Genomic DNA, 24,669 nt, shown 5'->3' on the forward strand with positions numbered 1-24,669 from the left:
ATGTTTTTGAAATCAAAGACTTCCTTTTCTTTGATTTCTGGCGTATCAGATTCCAATAAAGCTTCTAACCTATGTAGATTCAGTTATTGCTTAGGATGCCTTTAAGCCCCTTAATAGGGTTTGTCTGCTTAATTTGGAAATCATCATCCGCCTTTCAATTCATATATCGACAGCAATTTGTAAATGTTTAGGCGTTTTCCCAAAGAAATTATACCAAAGACGAATCTAAACCTATTATGCCGTAAAGAAAAAGCTTGCCTGCTAAGCCCAAGGATGGACTTGCTGACAAGCTGTCCCCTCTTAACAGAGGTTTTTTTAAGATGTAGCTGTTTCTTTTGCTTTCAAGAGCGATTTCATGCGTGTTTTGTCACGTTCGATAACAGGCTTCAAATAACGGCCTGTATACGATTCTTCCACTTCAGTGATTTCCTCAGGCGTTCCAGACGCGACAATGGTTCCGCCTCCGGCTCCGCCTTCCGGGCCCAAATCCACAATGTAATCGGCCGTCTTAATGATATCAAGGTTGTGCTCAATAACCAGTACAGTGTCTCCGTTGTCTACCAACCGTTGCAGCACGACAAGAAGCCTGGCGATATCGTCGACATGCAAACCTGTCGTCGGCTCATCTAAAATGTAGAGCGTGCGTCCGGTTGAGCGTTTGTGCAGCTCTGACGCGAGCTTCACGCGCTGCGCTTCTCCGCCTGACAAGGTCGTCGCCGGCTGGCCGAGCGTAATATAACCTAAACCAACATCATAAAGGGTTTGGAGCTTGCGTTTGATTTTCGGGATATTTTCAAAGAAAGAAAGAGCATCTTCAACCGTCATATCAAGCACATCAGAGATGCTTTTTCCTTTGTACGTCACTTCAAGCGTTTCACGGTTATAGCGTTTGCCGTGACACACCTCGCATGGAACGTATACGTCAGGAAGGAAGTGCATTTCAATTTTAATAATCCCGTCTCCGCGGCAGGCTTCACATCGTCCGCCCTTCACGTTGAAGCTGAAACGGCCTTTTTTATAGCCGCGGACCTTCGCTTCATTTGTCTGCGCGAATACATCACGAATGTCATCAAATACACCGGTGTATGTCGCAGGGTTGGATCTCGGCGTTCTTCCGATTGGCGCCTGGTCAATGTCAATGACTTTATCTAAATGATCCAAACCTTTAATCTCTTTATGGCTGCCGGGCTTCGCTTTCGCTTTATGAAGCTTTTGCGCCAGCGCCTTATGCAAAATTTCATTAACGAGTGTACTCTTTCCTGAACCGGAAACACCTGTAACTGCTGTAAACGTCCCAAGCGGGAACTTGGCATTCACTTTTTTCAGGTTGTTTTCTGATGCACCTTTAATTTCAATGTAACGTCCGTCCGGCTTTCTTCTTTCAGGAGGCAATGGGATAAACTTTTTCCCTGATAAATAGCTGCCCGTTAATGAGTTTGGATCTTCCATCACTTCTTCCGGCGTACCCGCAGATATCACCTGTCCGCCGTGAATGCCGGCTCCCGGTCCAATATCTATTAAATAATCTGCTGCCATCATCGTGTCCTCATCATGTTCGACAACAATCAGCGTGTTCCCGAGGTCTCTCATATTTTTCAGAGCGCTGATCAAGCGGTCGTTATCACGCTGATGCAGACCGATAGACGGCTCATCTAAAATATAAAGCACACCGGATAAACGCGAGCCAATTTGAGTCGCCAGCCTGATGCGCTGCGCCTCTCCTCCGGACAATGTACCCGCTGCCCTGCTCAATGTCAGGTAATCGAGGCCGACTTTGTCCAGAAAGCTTAAGCGCTCCACAATTTCGCGCAAAATCAAATTGGCGATCTGCATATCCTTCTCAGAAAGGGTAAGATCTTTAAAGAAGGCAAGTGCGTCGGCGACAGACAGCTCGGTAATTTTCCCAATGTGGCGGCCGTCAATCAGTACGGCAAGCGCCTCTTTCTTTAACCGATAGCCTTTGCACGTCGGACAAGACTTCTGAGACATATACTGCTCCATTTGCTCACGTATGAAATCGGAGCCTGTCTCCTTATAGCGTCTTTCAATGTTGCGCAATACGCCTTCAAATTGAATTTCACCTTCGCGGATTTGTCCAAAATCATTTTCATATCGGAAATAAATCAGGTCATCCCCGCTGCCGTACAGCACTTTATCCAGTTGATGCTTCGGCAAATCTTTGACCGGCACATCCATATCAATCCCGTAGTGGGTGCAGACTGCCTCAAGCAGCTGAGGATAATATTGTGAGCTGATCGGTGTCCAAGGGGCGACCGCATTCTCCTTCAATGACAAATCTTGATTGGGGATGACAAGATCGGCATCCACTTCAAGCTTCATTCCGAGACCGTCACACGTCGGACACGCCCCGAACGGACTGTTAAACGAAAACAGACGCGGCTCAAGCTCACCAATTGAAAATCCGCAGTGCGGACAGGCATGATGCTCGCTGAACATCAGCTCTTCCTCACCGATGACATCGATCATAACCCGTCCTTCACCTAAACGAAGCGCCGTTTCCAATGAATCTGACAGCCGGGCTGCCACGCCTTCTTTCACGACAATCCGGTCAATGACTACCTCAATGGAATGCTTCTTGTTCTTTTCTAATTCGATATCGTCGGAAAGCTCAGCCATCTCGCCGTCAATTCTGACTCTGACATAGCCTTGTTTCCTAATCTGTTCAAGCACTTTGACATGAGCGCCTTTTCGGCCCGAGACAATCGGCGCCAGCACCTGAAGCTTCGTCCGTTCCGGGTATTCCAGAATTCTGTCCACCATTTGCTCGATGGTCTGGGATGTAATCTCAATTCCGTGTTCCGGACAATGAGGCTTCCCTACTCTCGCATATAAAAGACGCAGATAATCATAAATCTCAGTTACCGTACCGACAGTGGACCTCGGATTGCGGCTCGTTGTTTTCTGATCAATGCTGATGGCGGGAGAGAGCCCCTCAATTGCATCCACATCCGGCTTATCCATTTGCCCTAAAAACTGGCGGGCATAGGCAGACAGCGACTCGACATACCGTCTCTGTCCTTCAGCATATATCGTGTCAAAGGCAAGGGAGGATTTACCTGACCCGGACAAACCCGTGACAACGACAAGCTGATCTCTCGGAATCGTTACATCTATATTTTTCAGGTTATGCGCCCTGGCTCCCTTCACCTCTATCCGATCCATAGCCATTTGTTCATCATCCTTCCGCTTTTAGCTCTAAAAGTAAATCGCGAAGCTCCGCGGCTCTCTCAAAGTCAAGCGCCTTGGCGGCTTCCTTCATTTCATGCTCCATCTGTTCAACGACTTTCTGGCGTTCTTTCTTCGTCATTTTCGACAGCTTCGGCGCGGCTTTTGTTTTGTATTCCGCTTTATCCTCAGCTGCTACTGTGGCACGAATGACATCGCGAATTTCTTTATTTATCGTTTTCGGCGTAATGCCGTGCTCTTCATTAAACCGCTCCTGCTGCTCGCGGCGGCGTTTTGTTTCATTAATCGCAATTTCCATAGACTTCGTTATTTTATCGGCGTACATAATGACGCGGCCTTCCGCATTTCTCGCTGCCCGTCCGATGGTCTGGATCAGCGACCGCTCCGAACGAAGGAAACCTTCCTTATCCGCATCCAAAATCGCAACAAGGGATACTTCGGGAATGTCCAAACCTTCCCTCAGCAGGTTGATGCCGACAAGCACATCGTACTTGCCAAGGCGCAGGTCGCGGATAATTTCAATCCGTTCAAGCGTCTTGATCTCAGAATGCAGATAGTTTACTTTAATGCCGATTTCCTTTAAATAATCGGTCAGATCCTCTGACATCTTCTTCGTCAAAGTTGTCACAAGCACCCGTTCATTCCGCTCGATTCTAGCTTGAATTTCGCCGATCAAGTCGTCAATCTGACCTTCGATTGGACGGACGTCAATAAGCGGGTCAAGAAGCCCCGTCGGACGAATGATCTGTTCGACCATTTCATCTGTATGTTCAATCTCGTACGGCCCTGGTGTTGCTGATACATACACGATATTGTGCATATGCTTTTCAAATTCCTCAAAACGAAGCGGACGGTTATCAAGCGCTGATGGAAGCCGGAAGCCGTGATCCACGAGCACCTGTTTCCGCGCCTGGTCTCCGTTAAACATGCCGCGCACCTGAGGAATTGTCACATGCGACTCATCCACCACGATCATAAAATCGTCTGGGAAATAATCAAGAAGCGTATACGGCGTTGAACCTGGAGGCCGCAGCGTCAAATGTCTTGAATAGTTCTCGATGCCGGAGCAGAAACCCATTTCACGCATCATTTCAAGATCATATCTTGTCCGCTGCTCTAAACGCTGCGCTTCAAGGAGCTTTCCGTTTTCATGCATGACCTTCAGCTGCTCCTCAAGCTCCTTCTCGATATTTTGAATCGCCTTCTCCATTTTCTCGGCCCGCGTTACGAAGTGGGATGCCGGGAAAATCGCAACATGATCTCGGTCGCCGAGAATTTCTCCTGTCAGCGCATCCACTTCCCGAATCCGTTCGATTTCGTCACCGAAAAATTCAACTCTGATACAATGCTCATCACGGGATGCCGGAAAGATTTCCACTACATCCCCGCGCACACGAAATGTACCGCGCTGAAAGTCGATATCGTTGCGGGCATATTGGATGTCTACAAGTTTTCTGAGCAGCTCGTTGCGCTCAATTTCCATTTCAGTCCGCAGTGACACGACCATTTCCCGGTATTCCTCAGGCGAACCGAGGCCGTATATACAAGACACACTCGCAATAATAATGACATCTCTACGCTCAAACAAAGCTGATGTGGCGGAGTGTCTCAGTTTATCAATTTCATCATTAATACTAGCGTCTTTCTCTATAAATGTATCCGTTTGAGGAACATACGCCTCCGGCTGATAATAATCATAGTAGCTGACAAAATACTCGACAGCATTGTTCGGAAAAAATTCCTTGAACTCACTGTAAAGCTGTCCAGCAAGGGTTTTGTTATGGGCAATCACGAGAGTCGGCTTATTGACTTCTTTAATCAAATTGGACACCGTAAATGTTTTCCCAGTTCCTGTTGCACCCAGCAGAGTCTGATGCTTCTTGCCCTCCTGAATTCCTTTCACAAGCTTTTCAATGGCTTTCGGCTGATCTCCCTGGGGCTGATATTTCGAGACTAACTCAAAGCGATCTTTCACAAAAATAAGCCTCCGTTTCTTTAACGAAATCTTCCTATAGATATAGTAACACAATGGAAAGCAAAATCACTAAAAATACGAACTAAAGTTCGGTGGTTTTTTATTTCCAGCTGTTTTTGTGTATAAAAAACCTGCTTTTAAAACGTAAAAGCAGGTATTCAGTCTTTATATTCATTATGTCCGATTTATTCTTCTTTTTTCTCTGCAGCTTTTTTGGCCATATACAGTCCGCCAGCCACAAGAGACACAACATCCAATCCTACAATAAAATACGTTTCTGTATAGCCTTTTAAATAAGAGGCAAACAGCAATGCAGCTGTTAAAGCGATCGCCACATAATGATTAAAGGTGACTCTAGTAAATAGAACAACAAGCATAAAAGGGAAAAACAATGCAAAAACGGCTTTTGTAATCAACAAAAACCCTCCTCAGGGATTCTTCATCTGATCTGATTATAGTAAAAAATGAAGAATCGGACAATCGTGCATTCGCTCCCTCTACTACACCATACCCCTTTTCAGCCAAAATCAATCACCATATTTGCATTTTGGTGCCGGTCAAAACTTATTCCATGGTGCCGCTGTTCTAATCAGCGGCACTTTTTTTATTACATCATCAAGTCCGCCGCCAGATTCCGAGAATAAAAGAAAATAGGCATACAGTACCAGTACGGCCGCATTTTTCATGATAATCTAACTAACTTAACTATTCATTTTATTTAGGACTTTCTGCGTTTGACAGCATTTTCCTGAAAACCTACAATTGAATGATAGTGTTTACTATCATTTTTTAAAACACAGGCTCCGCAATAAAAAGACTAGAGAGAAAAACAAAATGAATGAAGAAAAGAGGGGTTTCAAATATGTATTCTGTTTTATTTCGCCAGGCAGAAGAGTCCAGCCAGCTGGCTGGAGCAAAAGGAATGAATTTGATTAAATTGACCAAACACGGTCTTCCTGTTCCGGACGGGTTTATTATTCAAACGAATGCGCTCGCACGTTTTATGGAGGACAACCAGCTTCAAGAGACTAGTGAAAACGTCGAAGGCGGGATCATTTCCGGAACATTTTCGGATGAGCTGAAAGATGAGCTGACTAGTTCCTTTTATAAGCTTAGAGAATCATATCGATCCGTAGCCGTGCGTTCTTCGTCTGCTTCGGAAGATTTAGAAGGCGCCTCATTCGCGGGTCAATATGAAACCTACTTAAATATCAAAACAGAGGAAGAGTTTCTGGCTAAAGTGAAAGAATGCTGGGCCTCATTTTTTTCTGTGCGGGTCAGCAGCTATAAGAAAAAAATGAACAATCAAATCGCAGAGCCGTTAATGGGAATAGTCGTTCAGGGGCTGATCGATTCAGAAATGTCAGGTGTTATCTTCAGCCGCAACCCTGTTACCCATGATGATAGAGAGCTTTTAATCAGCGCCAGCTACGGGTTGGGTGAAGCTGTTGTTTCAGGAAGTGTTACCCCAGACACGTTCATTGTTAATAAATCTTCGTTTGAGATTCAGAAAGAAATAGGTGCAAAGGAAATCTACATGGAGTCTGCGGCAGAAGGAATTGCTGAAAAAGAAACGAGTGAAGACATGCGCAGCCGTTTTTGCCTTACAGATGAACAAGTGATTGAATTGGCTGAAATCACAAAAAAAACCGAAGACCTGTACGGATATCCTGTTGATATAGAATTTGGAATTGCTGATCATCAAATATACCTTCTGCAAGCTCGCCCGATTACAACCATTGATCAGGACAAAAAAGCGGCAGAAGAAAAACGCAGCTTCATGATTACCGACACTGATATGAATGATTTCTGGCTTAACATGGAGTCTAATATTGAAGGTCCGGTGAGTCCGTTATTTTCATCCTTCATCGTGCCGGCGTTGGAATATGGCTTGAAGAAGAGCATGCAAAAGTTTCCGATTGGTGTAGTTGTTGATGAAGTAAAACTTTATCGCGGACATATTTATTCCAAAAACCAAGGCGGACAGCAGCCTCCTTCTGAAGACTGTGGCAAAGAGCTTTTCCCGATTTTATCGGAGCATATGTATGACATCATCAATCACACATACCTCCCTTTTTACCGGACACTGGACCAGCTCGCACAAACTGAGCATACCGCAGAAAGCGCACTGGAAGCTTTTCAAAAACTAAAGGCCTTTTATCTCACGGCTTATGAAGAGCACTTTAATATCGTTTTCCCGCAAATCCTTTTAACAAACAAACTGCAAGCGATGTATCAGGACATTCAAGGAGAGTCCGAAAACGCTCATTTTTACGAGATGCTGACAGGAAAAATGAACAAATCACTGGAAACGGACCGTTGCTTATGGCTATTTTCTGTGGAAGTTCAGGAGAACCCGAACCTTCTGGCCATTTTTGAAAACAACAAGCCTGAACAGCTCCAGGAGAAATTGGAACAAACAGATGAGGGAAGACACTTCCTGAAGAACGTCCATGAATTCTTGCAAGAATACGGATGGAGATCTGTTAAAAGTCATGATCTGATTGAACAAATCTGGGTGGAAAATCCGTATTTCGCTCTGGCCAATATTCAAAATTATGTCCGTAATGGCTATCATTTTGACAATGAATTTCAGAAAACGAAAGAAAAACGAGAGAAATTATACAATGAATTCTTGGAAAACATAGAAGATCCCGGTTTACGCACCGAATTTGACCGCTATTATCAATGGACACTGAACTCTGCAAATATAAAAGATGATCACCACTTTTATATTGACGCCATGCTGGATGCCAAGGCGAGAATCTTTCTGCTGAAGATAGGTGAATTGCTGGCGGAAAACGGTGTCATTCAAGATCGTGAGGACCTTTGGTTCTTATATGATGACGAAGTGGAACAAGCGCTTCTTCACCCTGTATCCCTGCAAGAAAAGGCTGAAAAACGCAGACAGATTTTTCATGAGTATGAGCTGGCCCAAGCCCCGGCCTACCTCGGCACCCCGACAAAAGAACAGCTCAAAGCAGCTGAAGAAATTGTCGGCGCTGTGATAGAGGATGAAAAAAACACAGAGAATCATATTTTTGGCATTGCGGCATCAAGCGGCATTGCGACAGGTCCGGTGAAAATCATTCGGGACGCCAATGAATTTTCTCAATTCGCGCCTGGAGACGTACTCGTTTGCAAGATGACCACACCGCTATGGACCAGCCTGTTTCAAGACGCCAAAGCGATTATTACAGACACAGGCGGCATTTTGTCTCACGCTGCGATTATTGCCCGTGAATACGGCATTCCAGCCGTTCTCGGCACACGCACGGCAACCGAAAGACTGCGAGACGGTGACATCATCACTGTTGACGGAAGCAGCGGCAAAATCACAGTTGTCAGCCGGTCCTGATGCGTCCCCCTCTTTCTTATACAAGCGGGGCGGGTGTATACTTGTCCTGCCAGTATATTCGTGAGGTGAAACGTATTGAGACCGACAAACAAGAGAATCCTTGATGCTGCCATGCAGCTGCTCGTCAAAAAAGGATATCGCGCAACGACTACAAAAGAAATTGCAGAAAAAGCAAATGTAAGTGAAGCGACGATTTTCAGGAACTTTAAAAACAAACAAGGACTAGTTGAGGCTTTGCTTTCTCAGCATTCTTCAAACAGAGGCAGCATTTTGGAACAAACAGAAGGGGATTTGTACAAAGACCTGCTTCATATCGGAACCTGTCTCTTGGAGGAGCTCGAACATAGAAAAGATATCATTAAAATCAGCTTTCGTGAACCGGCCATGTTTCAGGATGTCATTAACCACGTCACTGAATATCCCCAATCTATGAAACAGCTATTGGTTGATTATCTCAAAACGATGGGTGAGAAAGGGGTTATTCAGACAAGAAATGAAGCGGAGCATGCCGACGTGTTCATGTCGATTATCTTCGGTTATTTCATTCACCGTCTCCACTTAGGAGACCGGGTCATATCAATGCCCCAGGAAAAAATGCTGGAGCATAGCACAGCTCTATTTGTCAAAGGAATTTCTGCTGATTAACTCCTTGGCATAATAAAAAGGAGGATCCCAATGAGCTCAAGAAAAGAATGGGCGCTGATCGTCTCGCTATTATTGGGGGCCATTCTGGTTCCCATTAACTCAACGATGATCGCGGTCGCGCTCTCATCTATTTCCCATACGTATAACGAGTCCATCGCAAGCATCACTTGGGTGGTTACCGTTTATTTAATCGTGATGGCAGTCACACAGCCGATTGCAGGAAAGCTCGGTGACATGTACGGTAATAAAACAATGTACTTATGGGGAGTCGGCCTTTTTCTAATCGCATCTCTAGGCTGCGCCCTTTCACCGAGTCTGCTCCTGTTAATTGTCTTTCGGGCATTGCAGGCTGTCGGCGGGGCATTGCTTACGCCAAACAGCATTGCCATTATCCGGCATGTTGTTTCTGAAAAACGCCTACCGAAAGTGTTTGGATTTTTCGGACTGGGCGCGGGACTTGGTGCAGCACTCGGGCCTTTTATCGGCTCTATACTGATTGACAGCTTCAGCTGGCATTCGATTTTTTGGGTCAACATCCCGTTCCTCGCTATTGCTTTATTTACGGCATTAACGATGTTTCCTCAATATAAAGAAAATAAATCTGACGCGCCGCTGGATATCATCGGCTCTCTCTTGCTTGCAGGCAGCATCGTTTCAATTATCCTGCTGACGAAAAATGAGGCTCCATGGGGATATGCGGTATACAGTGTATTGATACTTCTTTTTGTTCCGCTTTTTTTCAGAAGAGAAAAACGTACCAAGCACCCTATCATTGACTTTGCACTGTTTAAAAGCTCAACCTTTACAAATGCGAATCTATCAGTCTTGTTAAGCAATTTGATGATGTATGCCGTCTTATTGATTATGCCGTTATTTATGACGAACCAATTTGGGCTTAATACGTCTAACAGCGGGATGGCGCTTTCTGTATTTTCGATCTTCATGTCAGCCAGCAACTGGGTGGGCGCGCAGCTCCATCACAAATGGGGAGCCAAAAAAATCATTTTTCTTTCATTTGCCATGATGGCTGGTGCGAATCTATTATTTTTGCTGTTAAGCAGCTCGCATTCTGTCTTGTTCCTCATGCTCTCTCTTATCCTTGGCGGGCTCGCTTCCGGAGTCGGTCTGACCAGCATGCAGGTTTCATCCCTTGCCACAGTAGACCCCGGAATGTCAGGAGTGGCATCCGGCATTTTCTCGACCTTCCGTTATTTCGGAAGCATCATTTCATCAGCCTTAATTGGCCTGATTTCGGGATATCACATACTATTTATGATTCTCTTTGCTGTATCCATCATCGGCGTTTTTGTTTCATTGGGCATCAAATCTGATGAAACGGCACGGATAGAAAAAAACTCAGCGTAACGCAAAACAGCCCGGCATCGCATCTTCCTGCGGTGCCGGGCTGCCTTTTATGATCCAGAAGCGGCTGCTTCGTCTTCACGGTCATCCTTTACGAAGAGGATGCCCAATTCATGATGTTCTCCTTCATAAGAAGCTCGCTGGTCAAAACGAATTTCTCCATTCAAACCGATAATTTCAAGCTTTACATATGCACGGTTATGCTGAAGCGCTTCATAGAAATCAGAAACGTTCTTAACCGGTATGCCATTGACTTTCGTTATGATTTCCCCGATTTTCAATTCCAGATCCTCAGCCGGCGTATTGGGGATAATCCCAAGCACCATTAAGCCCTGATCCCTTTTCGAGAAATAAAACGGAGCCGCGTTATCATTCACTCTTTGCTTTATGGACAGAAAAATGCGCCCTAACAAAGCAGTACAGACCGCTGCACCCGCAAGCGGCGTCCACAGTAAGCTCGCTGCACCGAGAACTGCGACGGCAAGACCGAGAATACAAACGCGTTTCGCTGTGATCCTTATACTCGTTTCAGGCAGCGATCCCTGTACCCTTTGTCCAAATCCGACAAAGTAAGGAATCCATAGAAAATGGAATGAGCCGCCGGGAACAGTAAACACGGGCCACCAGCTAAGGTGCGATTCTAAACCATTACCGGGCACGAGAAGGAACAGCGGCAAAAGCCAAACCCGGTTTGCCAGCTGCTGTCCGATCGGCAAACCGCGGCTGCTTACGACAAGTGCCGGTGATGTTCTCACATGCGCAGAACGATAAGCAACCGCTCCTTCAGTGATAATCAGCAAACCTAGAAACACAGCCACAGCCGGCCAAACAACTGCAAATCCTTGCTGAAATCTCTCCAGAAAGGGCTCCGCCTGATATATTTGCAGTCCAAAACCTATCAGCATACTCACACTGACGATATATGCAGCAGACATCCAGTTTGCGCGAAGAGTGAACGCTGCCGCTGCAGTGATAACGGCAATAATCGCAAGTAAACCGAGAGGAATCGATATTCCGAGTCCACCTAAAATAACTGACAAAAGAAGACCTGGAATCAGTCCCTTTGTATATGTAAATTTCAGATCATCATAAATATCTGCTATTCTTGTATGAAAGGTTTTTCGTTCCCGTTTGATTCTTACATAGCCGAAAGCCAGGGTTATGATGATAAAAAACCAGAAAAGCGGGTGTAAGAAGAACAAGCCCGCGCTTTTTAACAGTTCAATTCCCCATTGAACAGACACTATCTCTCACCGCCTCAAGCCAAACATGTTACTCATATTCTATCAAATATTAAATGGCTTGGATATCCTCAGGAGAGTTTATCTCTCTTGCGTCATCCACAGCGTGACATTCGATAGTGAAAAATCCTTTAAATAGTGGTTTACATCCACATCCAATAACCCGCTGATTAGATGCATCGACCTTTTTATATCTGTCAGATTAATTCCTAATCGCTTATGGTTTTTCATTAAGTAGTTAAAATAATGTTTGGCGCATTCCTCATTAATGTCATTTACTGATTCGACATTGGTGTAATTGACCAAATATCTGCTGAACAGCATAAGAAGACTTAGTGCTTTTGTAGCTGAAAATGTTACGTCTTGTGTTCTGTCTTTTAATTGTTCCACTAATTCATAATATTTTTTTTCACGCACAATACTTGCCCTCTTCAATTGTGAACCCCCATTTTCTTTATACAGATAAGCACGGGCCAGTATAAGCAGCAGTACTGGAGTGCTAACAAGCATTCTCGCTAACGTTACTCTTTAAATACCTGTCGTTCAGCTGCCATTAACCTGATTACTGTTCTTTTTAGAACCTTCTTATATTGTATGAAGTAAACAAAGACTAGGCAACTTGCAAAAGTTTCATTTTAAATGCATATTAACTCGTTAGAAAGTCTCTCTCATATATTGATATCGGGTAATAACAGTCCTTTATAAATGTTTATTTGTGAAAATTTTTTTAATTTCTTGTCAAAAACTCATTTTTTATGTGACTTATGATCCATAATCTCTTTAAGTACAAAGAAACAGGAGATGGAATACCATCTCCTTTAATTGACAAATAATGATTTCAATGCTGTTTGAAGCTGCAAATCATTTTTGTCATCTGATTTTTTCTTTTCTATCTGCTGATTTAATGTCTCTGCAGTGCGAGTGTCGATCACACCGGTTTTATTCAGCTTGTTTTGATCCTGAAAAGCCATAACCGCTTTTTTCATGTCTTTGCTGAAATAGCCATCCTCACGTCCCGGATCAAAGCTGAGACCTTTTAACAATACCTGCGCATGCTTGACGTCTTCATTGTTCATGTCCACTTTAAGCGGCTCTTTCAGCTGTAAAGGCCCAGCGGAAAAATAATCGGGCTGCTTAATCGCAATGGTCGGTTCAATTCCTTTCTTATGAATCCAATTTCCATTTGGCGTCAGCCACTTGTAAAGCGTTAATTTGATGTTGCTGCCGTCCCCCATTGGCACAGCCTGTTGAACCGTTCCCTTTCCAAAAGACGTATCGCCTACAACATCATAATGGCCAGCTTCCTTTAATGCGCCGGCAAGAATTTCTGATGCAGAGGCACTTCCTTTATCCGTAATCACATTGACAGGGTACGCTTTTTTATGGGTCAATGTTGAAAAATAACGTTTTTTATCCCCATTGCGTTCAGCAATCTGAATATACGGCTGATCCTTTGTAACGAAATGCTTAAGAATTTCTTCCACACTTTGAAGATATCCGCCCGGGTTGCCGCGTACATCAATGACAAGTCCTTTTATTTCTTTTTTCTCAAGCTCCCTCAGCGCTTTTGCAAAATCCTCTGCGGTGTGCTCAGAAAAAGTAGAGATGGCAATATATCCGACAGAATGCCCCTGTACTTTTTTCTCTGATGCAAAAACCGTTTCGAGCGGAATCTCAGCTCTCTTGATCCGGAATGACAGCTGCTTCTTCGTTCCAGGCCGCTGAATCTTCATTGAAACGCTGGACCCTTTTTTTCCTCTTATTTTTAACACAGCGTGGTTTAAATCCTTGCCGGCCATCGATTCTCCATTGATGCTGATAATTTCATCATTAGGCTTCAACCCGGCTTTTTCCGCTGGCGATTTCTTGAATGGGGAAACAATAATAATTTTGCCGTCTTCCATGCCAACCTCAGCCCCGATGCCTTCAAATGAGGAATCAAGAGAATCAGAAAATTGCTTAGCTGTCTGCTTGTCCATATAAACAGAATAAGGATCATTTAGCGTAGACAGCATTCCCTGGATGGCTCCCTCGAGCAGCTTTTCTCTATCTACTTTTTCTACGTACTCATTCGAAATTAACTCATACGCTTTTTCGATTTTGTCCATAGCTTTATCCCGTTCAGAGTCAGCTTGTGCCGTCGCGGGAACTGCTGCAGTCTGGGGCTTATCCATCTCAAGCAGGTTGATTCCCGCATATACACCAGCGCCTCCGAACAGCATGCTCCCTGCTGCTATCACAGCCATTATTTTTTGATTCATCCTTTACTCCTCCTGTATGCCAGACTGTCTTTACCAAAACCTAGAGATAGTATATGTAAAGGATGGAGATTTCATGTAATCATAGAAGAAAAAGAAGGCAAATGAAAAGCCGTCCCGAAAACGGAACGGCTTTTTCACTTTATACTCGCAAAAACTTGCGGATGGAAGTCAGACTTCCCCATACTCCAATTACTGCGCCGATTGCAATCAGCACTAGCGAAACTTGGAATACAAATGGATTATAAGGAAGAAGAGAGACAAATGATCCTTGAACCTTTGGAACGACCCATCCGATAACGTATTGGTAAGTGCTCAGCACCAGTGCAATCGGAATCACAGAACCGAATACGCCTAGCAGCAATCCTTCAAGGAAAAACGGCCAGCGGATAAACCAGTTTGTCGCACCAACAAGCTTCATGATTTCAATTTCTTTTCTTCTTGCGAAAATTGTAATTTTAATGGTGTTGGAAATTAAGAACATCGCCGTAAATACCAGGCCGATAATTAACGCGATTCCGATGTTGCGGGAAACGCCGACCACTTTAAACAAACGGCTGACCTCTTCTTTTCCATAAGTGACTTTATAAACATGATCCATTTTTTCGATCTTTTTCGCCACGTTCGGCGTATCATGCGGATCTGTCGTTTTGACGACAAACGCATCATTAAGCGGGTTTTCCTGATCCTTCATTGTCAGGGATTTTCCGCTGTCACCAAAACTGTCAACCAGCTGGTCAAGCTCTTTTTCTTTAGATGAAAAAGTGACACTCTGAATGCCCTTCAGTTCCTTAATATCGTTCTGAAGCTTGTCCTGTGCCTTCTGATCTGCAGTCAGATCAACCAGCACTTTGATTTCGACTTGTTTTTCTGCATTCGTGGCCATGTTATTCAAATTCAGCATAATCACTAAAAACACGCCGACTAAAATCAGCGTAACGGTTACAGCACTAATGGATGCAAATGTCATCCATGTGTTTCTCCCGAGAGATTTAAAACTCTCACGCAAGTGGCGCCCGAGAATTTTAATCATATGAACCATACTCCCCTCTTGACTCATCACGCACAATGATACCATCTTCGATTGCAATGACACGTTTCTTCATGGTGTTTACGATTTCTTTATTATGTGTCGCCATCACGACTGTTGTCCCGCGGTTGTTAATTTCCTCCAGCGTCTTCATGACTTCCCAAGACGTATCCGGATCAAGGTTTCCTGTCGGTTCATCAGCAATGACAACATCAGGGTTGTTCACAATTGATCTTGCAATAGATACACGCTGCTGCTCCCCGCCTGAAAGCTGGTCAGGAAATTGTCGCGCTTTATGCTTCAGCTGCACGAGATCAAGCACTTCAAGCACCCGTTTCTTAATGACAGACGGCTGTTCTCCAATCACTTCAAGGGCAAATGCCACATTTTCAAAAACAGTAAGTTTCGGAAGAAGCTTGAAATCTTGAAAGACAACGCCTATTTTTCGGCGCACGAAAGGAATCTCTTTTTCTTTAATTGTCGCGAGATCTTTATGATTGATTAAAATTTGTCCTTTTGTCGGTTTTTCTTCTCTGTAAATCATTTTAATAAAAGTAGATTTACCTGCTCCGCTCGGACCAACAACATACACAAACTCGCCGGGATGAATGGTAACAGAAATCCCATTGAGCGCTTTTACGCCGTTCGGATAGGCTTTATATACTTCCTTCATCTCTATCATGAAATCACCTAATCTTTTATATCATTTTATCTATCACACGGTCATACTCTTCGAATGCATTCGACAATTTATGACCCATTCATTTGTAAAAAGATGAAAAATCTGAAAGTTCCCTTTTTCAATACACTTCATTATACGTCAAATTTAGACATAATACTATTACAGTTTCTTTTCATTCATATTGTCAAGGCATAAAAACATCCTTGCCGGCACTCGGCAAGGATGTTTTTATCTTACTTTTTTTCTGACAGCCATTTGGCAATAACAGCGGCTTCGTTATCATCTACAAGCCCCTTTGGCATATTGCCGCGGCCGTTTTTAATAATGCTTTCAATTTTGTGTTCATCGTATTTGCCTCCGACCTCTTGGAGATTAGGCCCTGACACACCTTCTAAATCCTTGCCGTGGCAGCCTACGCAGCTTTGCTGATATAATTCTTCCCCTTCAGATGCAGTGGCTTCCGTCTTGCTGCCAGTGTCTGCCTTCTCTTCTTTTGCATCGTTTGATCCGCAGGCAGCCAACAGAACAGAAAGCGCAAATCCAATCATTAGTATCGATAACTTTGATTTCATGTTGAGAAGCACAACTCCTTTACGATCTCTTCCATATTATAACCTCGTTTAAGCGCGTTTGAAACCCTCGCCCAGCACCTCGCTCGCGTCTGCTACAATTACAAAAGCTGACTCATCAATCTGTTTGACGATTTGTTTCAATTTGGTGAATTCAGTTTGCCCAACCACGCACATTAAAATCGGACGGTCATCGTCAGTATATCCGCCGACTGCAGAGATTTTTGTCACGCCTCTGTCAATCTTCTGTAAGACAGCCTCCTTGACAGCCTGCTCCTGCTTTGTAATGATGAGCGCCATTTTTGAACGGTTAAAGCCGACTTGCACAACATCAATGGTTTTGCTGGACACATAGACGCCAAGCATGGCATATAAGCCTTGCTCAATATTAAATACAATCATAGCCGTAACAACGATCATTCCGTCAATGATGGCGAGACACTTCCCCAATGACAGACCGGAGTACTTATGAATGATCTGTGCAGCCAAGGCTGTTCCTCCCGTCGATCCTTTCCCTAAGTACACAATACCAATTCCGATACCTATCCCGACACCGCCAAAAATCGCCGCCAAGAGTTCATGATGAGTGGCGGGCTGAATATCCCTTGTCAGAAACACTACTAGCGGCAAAAACACAGAACCTGCAAGCGTCTTTAGCCCAAATTTCCCACCGAGCAAAATGACGCCAGCAATAAATAAAGGGATATTAATAATCCACTGTACATACGCTGCTTCAAAACCATATGATTGTAAAATCGTACTGATCCCGCTGACACCGCCGGCGGCAATCTTGTTCGGAAGCAAAAATACATTAAAGGACACGGCCGTAATCGCTGCTCCTATCAATATGTATACATAATCCCGCAAAATCCACAATGTTTTATTCCGTACGTCCATCATATATCCTCCGTTTCTTCCAATGCTCTCCGATAGCATTTTAATCCTTCCCTGATTAGATGTAAATAACACCCAAATACAGTGGTAATATGCTAAAGCAGCAGTGAAATCAAGGATATAAGAAATAAAAAAACACACCCGTATGCATCAGGTGTGTTTTTCAGCTTATGAAAGCTTAGAACGCAGGTAGGCATCAATAAACGTATCAATGTCACCATCCATTACAGCTTGAACGTTCCCCATTTCTGTATTGGTCCGATGGTCTTTTACCATGGAATACGGATGGAATACATAAGAACGGATTTGGCTGCCCCAGCCGATTTCTTTTTGTTCACCGCGAATTTCATCCAGCTCTGCCTGCTGCTCTTCAATTCTGCGCTGATACAGCTTGGCCTTCAGCATTTTCATGGCTCTTTCACGGTTTTTAATTTGTGAGCGCTCCGTTTGGCATGTCACAACTACGTTCGTCGGCAAGTGAGTAATCCGAACGGCTGAATCCGTCGTATTGACGTGCTGTCCGCCCGCGCCGCTTGCACGGTACGTGTCAACTTTAATATCCTCCGTACGAATATCAATATCAATTTCATCGTTAAATTCAGGCATGACTTCACATGAAACGAAAGATGTGTGGCGGCGGCCTGATGAATCAAATGGTGAGATCCGCACAAGACGATGGACACCTTTTTCTGCTTTGAGATACCCGTAAGCGTTATGTCCTTTGATGAGCAATGTCACTGACTTGATTCCAGCCTCGTCACCTGGAAGATAATCGAGTGTTTCTACTTTAAAGCCGCGGCGCTCTCCCCATCTTGTATACATTCTAAGAAGCATAGAGCCCCAGTCCTGTGACTCTGTACCGCCAGCACCAGGGTGCAGTTCTAAAATCGCGTTATTTTTATCATACGGTTCGCTGAGAAGAAGCTGAAGCTCAAACTCATTGAACTCTTTTGTTAATGATTTTAGTTCTTTTTCAAGCTCAAGCTGGAGATCAGTGTCCGGCTCTTCTTTCAAAAGATCATGAGTCATTTGTAATTCTTCGTGGGATTCATTCAATTTTTTATACGAATTGACATAATCCTTTAAACCGTTTGCTTCATTTATAACCGTTTGAGCTTTTTGCTGATCATTCCAGAATTCCGGATCAGCCATTTGTTCATCTAGCTCAGCAATGCGGGCCTCCTTTGATTCGAGGTCAAAGAGACCCCCTAAAGTCCGCTAAACGAGAAGCCATATTTTCGAGCTCTGCTCTGATTTCTGATAATTCCATTTCATTCACCTCATTAAAAGATCCGCAGGCGCCTGCAGGCGCCGCGGTCAGTAAACTTGCCGGGGCGAACTATTCAGTACGGCCGCAGCAATTTTTATATTTTTTCCCGCTTCCGCAGTGGCATGGGGCATTTCGGCCGATATCAACCACTTTGCGAACCGGTGCTTTCTTCGCTTTTTTGTTATCGTCGCCTTCTTGCGGCTGATGAGCTGTTGTTTGGCCTTGTACAACCTCTTCACGCTCCAGATTGTTTTCAATCTCAGCTTTCATCACAAATTTTGCGACTTCGTCCTCAATTGATTCAATCATATGCTCAAACATCGCAAAACCTTCCATTTGATACTCACGAAGCGGGTTCGTCTGCGCGTAAGCACGAAGGTGAATCCCTTGGCGGAGCTGATCCATCGCATCAATATGATCCATCCATTTAGAATCAACGGCACGAAGAACGATAACTTTTTCGAATTCGCGCATTTGCTCTTTGCCGAATTGCTCTTCCTTCTCATTATATTTTGTGATGATGCGATCCATAATGAGCTCAAGCATTTCATCCGGTTCTTTGCCGAAGATATCGCTCTTCTCAAGTGCACCTTCATCAAGATAAGTTGTGTTGATAAGATCAACTAGACCGTCAAGCTTCCACTCCTCAGGAAGTTCTTCTCTTGGCGTATAGGCTGCAATTGCGCGTTCGAGAGAAGACTTGATCATATTTTCAACGATTTCACGCAGGTTTTCAGAGTCAATGACTTCAAAGCGCTGCTTATAAATGACCTCACGCTGCTGGCGGAGAACATCATCATATTGCAGAAGCTGTTTACGCGAATCGAAGTTATTGCCTTCGACACGTTTTTGTGACGATTCAACCGCGCGAGATACCATTTTGCTTTGGATTGGAGTAGAGTCGTCCATGCCGAAGCGGTCCAGCATCGCCATTGTCCGCTCAGCTCCGAATCTGCGCATCAATTCATCTTCCATAGAAAGGTAAAATTGAGTAATCCCCGGGTCTCCCTGACGTCCGGAACGACCTCGAAGCTGATTGTCAATCCGGCGTGATTCATGTCGTTCTGTTCCGACAACAGCGAGTCCGCCAAGCTCTTTTACACCTTCGCCAAGCTTAATGTCCGTTCCGCGCCCCGCCATGTTAGTCGCAATCGTAACTGCGCCTTTTTGGCCGGCCTCTTCAATGATCTGCGCTTCACGTTCATGGTTTTTGGCATTTAACACTTGATGCGGAATTCCTTTGTTTTTAAGCAGCTTAGAAATCAATTCAGATGTTTCAACGGCAACCGTACCGACGAGAACAGGCTGTCCCGTCATGTAACGCTGTGCGACATCCTCCGCAACTGCCTTAAACTTTCCTTCCATCGTGCGGTAAATTAAATCCGGGCGGTCATCACGGACAACAGGCCTGTTGGTAGGGATCGTGACAACCTGCATGTTGTAGATGTTGCGGAATTCTTCTTCCTCTGTCTTAGCTGTACCCGTCATACCGGCAAGTTTTTCGTACATCCGGAAGTAATTTTGGAACGTAATCGTCGCCAAGGTCATGCTTTCGTTTTGAATCTCAAGCCCTTCCTTTGCTTCAATCGCCTGGTGAAGCCCCTCACTGTAGCGACGGCCTTTCATCAGACGTCCCGTGAAGGAATCAACAATAACAACCTGTCCGTCTTCCACTACATAGTCAACGTCCTTTTGCATCGCAACGTGAGCTTTTAAGGCCTGGTTGATATGGTGGTTGAGCGCGACATGCTTCACATCAAAGAGGTTATCGATGCCGAACGCTTTTTCCGCCTTCGTCATTCCTTCTTCAGTAAGCTGTACAGCTTTTGTTTTGATATCGTACGTGTAATCCTTCTCCGCTTTTAACGTGCGGACAAAAGCATTTGCCTGTACGTACAGCTTAGTGGATTTTGCAGCTTGTCCAGAAATGATAAGCGGTGTTCTCGCTTCATCAATTAAAATAGAGTCAACTTCATCTATTACCGCAAAATGAAGCGGGCGCTGAACCATCTGCTCTTTATAAAGAACCATATTGTCACGCAAATAGTCGAAGCCAAGCTCGTTGTTTGTAGAGTAAGTAATGTCAGCGGCATAAGCTTCCCGTTTTTCGTCTTTTGACATTGAGTTTAAATTCAAACCGACAGTCAAACCGAGAAACTCGAAAATTTTCCCCATTTGCTCAGCGTCACGGCTTGCCAAGTATTCGTTGACAGTCACGACGTGTACGCCTTTACCGGTTAACGCATTTAAATAAACAGGCAGGGTAGACGTTAATGTTTTCCCTTCCCCTGTTTTCATTTCCGCTATATTTCCGTCATGAAGCGCCACGCCCCCCATGAGCTGGACTTTAAACGGAAACATGCCTGTTACGCGGCGTGAAGCTTCTCGAACAACAGCGAAAGCTTCAACAAGAAGATCATCCGTTGTCGCCCCTTTTTCAAGACGCTCTTTAAATTCAATTGTTTTATGTTTCAATGCGTCGTCAGAGAGATTTTCATAGTCTCCGCGAATCGCATCAATATCGTTAGCAATTTTTTCGTATCTATTCAGCGTACGTTTTGTTGGATCAAACATTTTATTTAAAATTCCAAGCATTTATAACGCTCCTCTATCATCACATGCCTATTTTAAAGGCATGTATAAATAATTTACTAGTCCATGTATACCTCTCATTATCATATCATACCTTTTGTTATTTCCAAAGAATTTGCAAATAAGAAAAACAAAAACCTTCCGCGGACATCACGGAAGGCTTCTCTTCATTATTCAGTCGGTTCAATTAAGCCATATTTCCCGTCATTTCTGCGGTACACGACATTTGTAAGGTTTGTTTCCGCATTTGTGAAAACAAAGAAATTATGGCCAAGCATATTCATTTGCAAGATCGCTTCTTCACTATCCATCGGCTTTAAATTAAAGCGTTTCTGACGGACGATATCCAAGCTCTCCTCCTCTTCTATGTCATCCTGAACCGCAATATCTGTATCAGAGCCAAGACCGTTTGCCAATAAATATTTTGGAGAGCCCTGCTCACGGAATTTACGGTTTACTTTCGTTTTATGCTTACGGATTTGACGTTCCAGTTTGTTTGTTGCGAGATCAATTGCGTTGTACATATCCTCGTTATGCACCTCGGACCGAAGCGCCAGATCTGTCATCGGAATCGTAACCTCAACCTTAGACTCCTTGTCATTGTAAAACTTCAAGTTGACGTTCACATCAGCATCCACGCTATGGTCAAAATAGCGCTCCAGCTTGCCGATCTTCCTCTCGACATGATCCTTTAACGCGGGTGTCACTTCAATATTTTCTCCTCTGATGTTATAGTTCATCAAAGAACGCCTCCCTTTTATTAAGGATATGTATCTATTTCTCTTTTACCCTTTACAATTCCTGCTGAAACATAAATCTTTTGTGAAAATTCAGTGAACTTTGTCGAATTTTGTTTGTATTTGCTCTGTTATTGGCGGTTCGGAGGTATATGTATATGCTGATTGAACGAAACAAATACCTCACACACGCCTAATTGATTAAAAAGGGTTCCATACATTGATGAATAGACAGCATCCATTTTCTATAATGAATCAGAAAATGTTCCTTTAAATACTCACAGAACTCATGAGAGGGAAAAGAGAAAGAGACCAATTGATCAAACTCCGCAAAAATTTGGTCAAATGCTTTCACACAAATTTCAGCACACCGCGAATCCATAATGAAGAGAAGTGTTGAATGTGTTGAATCCAAATAAAAAAAGGCTTGGATCAGATCTTGGTAGATCCGATCCCCTTCTGTTTTTGATAAATTCTCTTCAGCCTCTATCAAATAACACAACCCTTCTTCAATGGTAAAAAGAAGATGATAATAAGCTGATAAAAGCGTATAATCTTCAATGCTCTTCAAGGCACTCACCTATTTACGCTTGTCATAATATGTGCCGTCAATCGTAATGTTGTTATAAGGGTTTAAATACGTCGTATGCATCACACGTTTTCTTTTCATCTGCTGAAGTTCTGCTGCGATTGACTGCTTCAGTCGTTCCATTTCCTTCACAATAAGCTGATCCCATGTCAGCACTAGCTTCATCTGCTTTCGCTCTTCTTCTGAAAGCGGCAGAGATATCTCCTGAATCAGTTCAGACCGTTTAGCCACAAAGTCTTCAATTTGTTTTAAAAGCTCATCGCTTTCCGGCGTATTTTGTATGTGTGACAGCATACTCTTCGTCTCAGTGTATAGTTGATCTATGTTATTCATGCGATCCCGCCTGATCCGTGCCGGTCCTTCCGTTCACTTTGAATTGCTTGTTTCCAAGCATCGCGAAAATCTGTTACATAACCTTCAACCTCAGCCAGCATGCCCGTATCATTTTTGATATTTGCCTGTACCAATCTGCGATACATATAATCGTACATCGCACCCATAGAAACGGAAAGCTCTATGTTACGGTTAAGTGTAAAATTTAATTCCTGAATAATATTTTGCGCTTTAATCAGATTCTCATTTTTACGTTCCATATCATCATTCTCAATGGCCTGAGAGGCAAGTCTTATAAATTTTAAACAGCCATTATACAGCATAAGCGTCAGCTCCCCGGGTGTAGCCGTATTCACTGAATTTTGCTGATAGGCTGTATATGGATTTTGGATCGCCATGTGTCATCCTCCAAATTACATTTATTGTACAAGAAGCTGTGATAAATAGGACGCTTGTTCGTTCATTTTTTGAATCGCAGAATCCATTGCACTGAATTTTGAATAATAGCGGTTTTCTATTGTGGTCAACCGGTCCTGCATTTTGGTAATATCAGTGCTGATCGTATTTAAATTTTTACCGATTGAATAATCATTGGTTCCCATTGTCGAGTTGCCGGCTTTTGCTTCAATGCTCTTCACCGTACTTTTCAGGGTGTCACCGATGCGTTTCATAATCCCTTTATCACTATAGGCGCTGCTATTCGTTCCGCTTGTAAATAAGGCGGCAACGCTTTGTGGATCTTCTTGTATTTTGGCTTTCAGTTTGTCTTCATTAATCTCTAAATGCCCCCGCATTTGGTAAGCACTTGAGGTTGTTATGCCGAATTCTGTCAATTGATAGGTTTTCCCATCCGCATTAACTTGAGTATAAAAGTCAGTCCGCATTTGGTTCGTGCCGGTGCTGATGCTGGAATCATTTCTAAGCAATCCGCTTTTCGCCTTCTCCTCCCAGAGCTCTACCTCTTTATCGGACATGGCTTCTTTTTGTTCACTTGTGAGTGGCGTATAGTCTCGGTATTTTTCTTCTTTCAGCTTTTCATTCAGGCTGTCAACCAGTTCATTGTATTTATCTACAAACTCTTTGATTTGGTTATAAATCCCATCAACATCAGTAGAAACAGATGTGGTAACAGGGCCTGTGGCTGCAGTTGTATTTTTAATCGAGTAGGTAACACCATTCACCGTGAAATTGTTTGTCAGCTTCTCCATTTCAAAGCCGTTAATTGTGACTTTGGCATTTGTGCCTTCTTTGTAAGCAGTGAGCTTATTATCAGCATCCAAAGAAAAACCAAGCTGACCGGACATAAAGTCAGCTGTAGCAGAGTCTGCTGCCTGTATACTGCCTCCTGCACCTGTTGCTTTAGAAGAAAACGCAATTGTTTCTACGTACTCTGTACCATTCCAAATTTTATCTTTAAAAGCTGACACTCCTAGATCTGAGCTGTTAAGTTTAGAAATCACATTATCAATCGTATCGGCGCTCGTCACACTAATGTTCACTGTTTTTGCCGTTGTTTCGCCAGGCGCAACAACGTTAAATGCCAAATTGTAATCGCCTTGAGTGTATCCCGTATAATTGTTTGCCTTATACGTTGCTGCGGTTGCCAAGCTCGCCACTTCAACAGTAGAAGAAGAGTTTGGTGCACTTGCGCTTCCTGTAGCAGTTAACACAGACTCATTAGAGCTTGTCACAGTTTTGCTCTGATACGTGCTAGGATATGTCAACGTATTTTTAGACATATAATCTTGCAATTCTTTTATTTTTGTATTGACTTCACGATAGCTGTCACGCTGCCATTCAAGAGTCTGCTTTTTTTGCTTCAGCTTATCAAGCGGCGCTCTTTCTGTCTGCATCAGCTTTGATACAATATCATCTATATCCATTCCTGATGCCAGACCTGTTATTCTTGTGACCATCTCAAACCACT

At 43.7% G+C, this 24,669-nt stretch carries 20 protein-coding genes; 3 read left to right on the forward strand and 17 right to left on the reverse strand.

Features of this window, described 5'->3' with window-relative positions; translation table 11 throughout:
• Positions 1–315 precede the first annotated feature (315 nt).
• The 3 genes from uvrA to NSU05_RS17745 all read right to left on the reverse strand — a co-directional run bounded on the left by uvrA (position 316) and on the right by NSU05_RS17745 (position 5,598).
• Positions 316–3,189 (reverse strand): excinuclease ABC subunit UvrA, encoded by a 2,874-nt coding sequence (uvrA, locus tag NSU05_RS17735; protein ID WP_003228057.1) that lies wholly within the window; start codon positions 3,187–3,189, stop codon positions 316–318.
• Positions 3,190–3,196: 7 nt separating this feature from the next.
• Complete coding sequence (gene uvrB, locus NSU05_RS17740; RefSeq protein WP_003228054.1) at positions 3,197–5,182, reverse strand: excinuclease ABC subunit UvrB; 1,986 nt, start codon at positions 5,180–5,182, stop codon at positions 3,197–3,199.
• 185 nt (positions 5,183–5,367) lie between these two features.
• Positions 5,368–5,598, reverse strand: a complete 231-nt coding sequence (locus NSU05_RS17745; protein ID WP_003228053.1) for a CsbA family protein — start codon at positions 5,596–5,598, stop codon at positions 5,368–5,370.
• A 446-nt stretch (positions 5,599–6,044) separates the two neighbouring features.
• Between NSU05_RS17745 and NSU05_RS17750 the strand changes: the two genes are divergently transcribed.
• The 3 genes from NSU05_RS17750 (at position 6,045) to NSU05_RS17760 (ending at position 10,550) form a co-directional block, all read left to right on the forward strand.
• Entirely contained in the window at positions 6,045–8,540 is a 2,496-nt protein-coding gene (locus NSU05_RS17750) for a PEP/pyruvate-binding domain-containing protein (protein WP_038429722.1), read from the forward strand.
• 75 nt (positions 8,541–8,615) lie between these two features.
• Complete coding sequence (locus tag NSU05_RS17755) at positions 8,616–9,185, forward strand: TetR/AcrR family transcriptional regulator (RefSeq protein WP_029725984.1); 570 nt, start codon at positions 8,616–8,618, stop codon at positions 9,183–9,185.
• A 30-nt stretch (positions 9,186–9,215) separates the two neighbouring features.
• Complete coding sequence (locus NSU05_RS17760; RefSeq protein ID WP_014481033.1) at positions 9,216–10,550, forward strand: MFS transporter; 1,335 nt, start codon at positions 9,216–9,218, stop codon at positions 10,548–10,550.
• Positions 10,551–10,597: 47 nt separating this feature from the next.
• Here NSU05_RS17760 and minJ read toward each other — a convergent pair whose 3' ends face one another.
• The 14 genes from minJ to NSU05_RS17830 all read right to left on the reverse strand — a co-directional run bounded on the left by minJ (position 10,598) and on the right by NSU05_RS17830 (position 24,658).
• Positions 10,598–11,791: a cell division topological determinant MinJ gene (minJ, locus tag NSU05_RS17765; protein WP_038429723.1), complete on the reverse strand. Its 1,194-nt coding sequence runs from the start codon at positions 11,789–11,791 to the stop codon at positions 10,598–10,600.
• Positions 11,792–11,869: 78 nt separating this feature from the next.
• Positions 11,870–12,223 carry a swarming motility protein SwrAA gene (swrA, locus tag NSU05_RS17770; protein ID WP_015251121.1) on the reverse strand — a complete coding sequence of 118 codons (354 nt, stop codon included), beginning with the start codon at positions 12,221–12,223 and terminating at the stop codon, positions 11,870–11,872.
• Between the two features lie 383 nt (positions 12,224–12,606).
• A complete protein-coding gene (gene ctpB / locus NSU05_RS17775) occupies positions 12,607–14,049 on the reverse strand; it encodes a carboxy-terminal processing protease CtpB (protein WP_038429724.1) in 1,443 nt (480 codons plus the stop codon).
• 139 nt (positions 14,050–14,188) lie between these two features.
• Positions 14,189–15,079: a permease-like cell division protein FtsX gene (gene ftsX, locus NSU05_RS17780; protein WP_015251119.1), complete on the reverse strand. Its 891-nt coding sequence runs from the start codon at positions 15,077–15,079 to the stop codon at positions 14,189–14,191.
• Complete coding sequence (ftsE, locus tag NSU05_RS17785) at positions 15,072–15,758, reverse strand: cell division ATP-binding protein FtsE (RefSeq protein WP_003228039.1); 687 nt, start codon at positions 15,756–15,758, stop codon at positions 15,072–15,074. The genes ftsX and ftsE overlap by 8 nt, the downstream gene beginning before the upstream one ends.
• A 233-nt stretch (positions 15,759–15,991) precedes the next feature.
• Complete coding sequence (gene cccB, locus NSU05_RS17790; protein WP_038429725.1) at positions 15,992–16,330, reverse strand: cytochrome c551; 339 nt, start codon at positions 16,328–16,330, stop codon at positions 15,992–15,994.
• Between the two features lie 48 nt (positions 16,331–16,378).
• Complete coding sequence (locus NSU05_RS17795; RefSeq protein ID WP_003242677.1) at positions 16,379–17,224, reverse strand: YitT family protein; 846 nt, start codon at positions 17,222–17,224, stop codon at positions 16,379–16,381.
• A gap of 165 nt (positions 17,225–17,389) precedes the next feature.
• Positions 17,390–18,491, reverse strand: a protein-coding gene (gene prfB, locus NSU05_RS17800) for a peptide chain release factor 2 (protein WP_010886623.1) whose coding sequence is annotated in 2 segments (ribosomal slippage) — positions 17,390–18,418 and positions 18,420–18,491 — 1,101 coding nt in all. Because the reading frame shifts where the segments join, the coding sequence is not laid out codon by codon here.
• Positions 18,492–18,560: 69 nt separating this feature from the next.
• Positions 18,561–21,086 carry a preprotein translocase subunit SecA gene (gene secA, locus NSU05_RS17805; protein ID WP_003228033.1) on the reverse strand — a complete coding sequence of 842 codons (2,526 nt, stop codon included), beginning with the start codon at positions 21,084–21,086 and terminating at the stop codon, positions 18,561–18,563.
• A 167-nt stretch (positions 21,087–21,253) separates the two neighbouring features.
• On the reverse strand, positions 21,254–21,823 hold the full coding sequence (hpf, locus tag NSU05_RS17810) for a ribosome hibernation promotion factor (RefSeq protein ID WP_003228031.1): 570 nt from the start codon (positions 21,821–21,823) through the stop codon (positions 21,254–21,256).
• 190 nt (positions 21,824–22,013) lie between these two features.
• Entirely contained in the window at positions 22,014–22,391 is a 378-nt protein-coding gene (locus tag NSU05_RS17815) for a hypothetical protein (protein WP_003244377.1), read from the reverse strand.
• 9 nt (positions 22,392–22,400) lie between these two features.
• Complete coding sequence (fliT, locus tag NSU05_RS17820; protein WP_014481040.1) at positions 22,401–22,742, reverse strand: flagella biosynthesis regulatory protein FliT; 342 nt, start codon at positions 22,740–22,742, stop codon at positions 22,401–22,403.
• The gene (gene fliS, locus NSU05_RS17825) at positions 22,739–23,140 is read right to left on the reverse strand and encodes a flagellar export chaperone FliS (RefSeq protein ID WP_038429726.1); all 402 of its coding nucleotides are present in this window, start codon (positions 23,138–23,140) and stop codon (positions 22,739–22,741) included. Before fliS ends, fliT begins: the two co-directional genes overlap by 4 nt.
• Before the next feature lie 21 nt (positions 23,141–23,161).
• Positions 23,162–24,658, reverse strand: coding sequence for a flagellar hook-associated protein 2 (locus tag NSU05_RS17830; protein WP_038429727.1), 1,497 nt, complete (start codon positions 24,656–24,658; stop codon positions 23,162–23,164).
• Between the last annotated feature and the right edge of the window lie 11 nt (positions 24,659–24,669).

This window comes from Bacillus sp. EU52, assembly GCF_037964975.1.
Taxonomy (GTDB): Bacteria; Bacillota; Bacilli; order Bacillales; family Bacillaceae; genus Bacillus; species Bacillus subtilis.

Excerpts from the sequence above, each read along its gene's own strand:
- NSU05_RS17830 (WP_038429727.1), bottom strand. The coding sequence starts at position 24,658 with ATGGTCACAAGAATAACAGGTCTGGCATCAGGAATGGATATAGATGAT.
- NSU05_RS17795 (WP_003242677.1), bottom strand. The coding sequence starts at position 17,224 with ATGGACGTACGGAATAAAACATTGTGGATTTTGCGGGATTATGTATAC.
- fliS (WP_038429726.1), bottom strand. The coding sequence starts at position 23,140 with ATGGCGATCCAAAATCCATATACAGCCTATCAGCAAAATTCAGTGAAT.
- NSU05_RS17750 (WP_038429722.1), top strand. The coding sequence starts at position 6,045 with ATGTATTCTGTTTTATTTCGCCAGGCAGAAGAGTCCAGCCAGCTGGCT.
- secA (WP_003228033.1), bottom strand. The coding sequence starts at position 21,086 with ATGCTTGGAATTTTAAATAAAATGTTTGATCCAACAAAACGTACGCTG.
- NSU05_RS17760 (WP_014481033.1), top strand. The coding sequence starts at position 9,216 with ATGAGCTCAAGAAAAGAATGGGCGCTGATCGTCTCGCTATTATTGGGG.
- ftsE (WP_003228039.1), bottom strand. The coding sequence starts at position 15,758 with ATGATAGAGATGAAGGAAGTATATAAAGCCTATCCGAACGGCGTAAAA.
- fliT (WP_014481040.1), bottom strand. The coding sequence starts at position 22,742 with ATGAATAACATAGATCAACTATACACTGAGACGAAGAGTATGCTGTCA.
- cccB (WP_038429725.1), bottom strand. The coding sequence starts at position 16,330 with ATGAAATCAAAGTTATCGATACTAATGATTGGATTTGCGCTTTCTGTT.
- ctpB (WP_038429724.1), bottom strand. The coding sequence starts at position 14,049 with ATGAATCAAAAAATAATGGCTGTGATAGCAGCAGGGAGCATGCTGTTC.
- ftsX (WP_015251119.1), bottom strand. The coding sequence starts at position 15,079 with ATGATTAAAATTCTCGGGCGCCACTTGCGTGAGAGTTTTAAATCTCTC.
- hpf (WP_003228031.1), bottom strand. The coding sequence starts at position 21,823 with ATGAACTATAACATCAGAGGAGAAAATATTGAAGTGACACCCGCGTTA.
- uvrA (WP_003228057.1), bottom strand. The coding sequence starts at position 3,189 with ATGGCTATGGATCGGATAGAGGTGAAGGGAGCCAGGGCGCATAACCTG.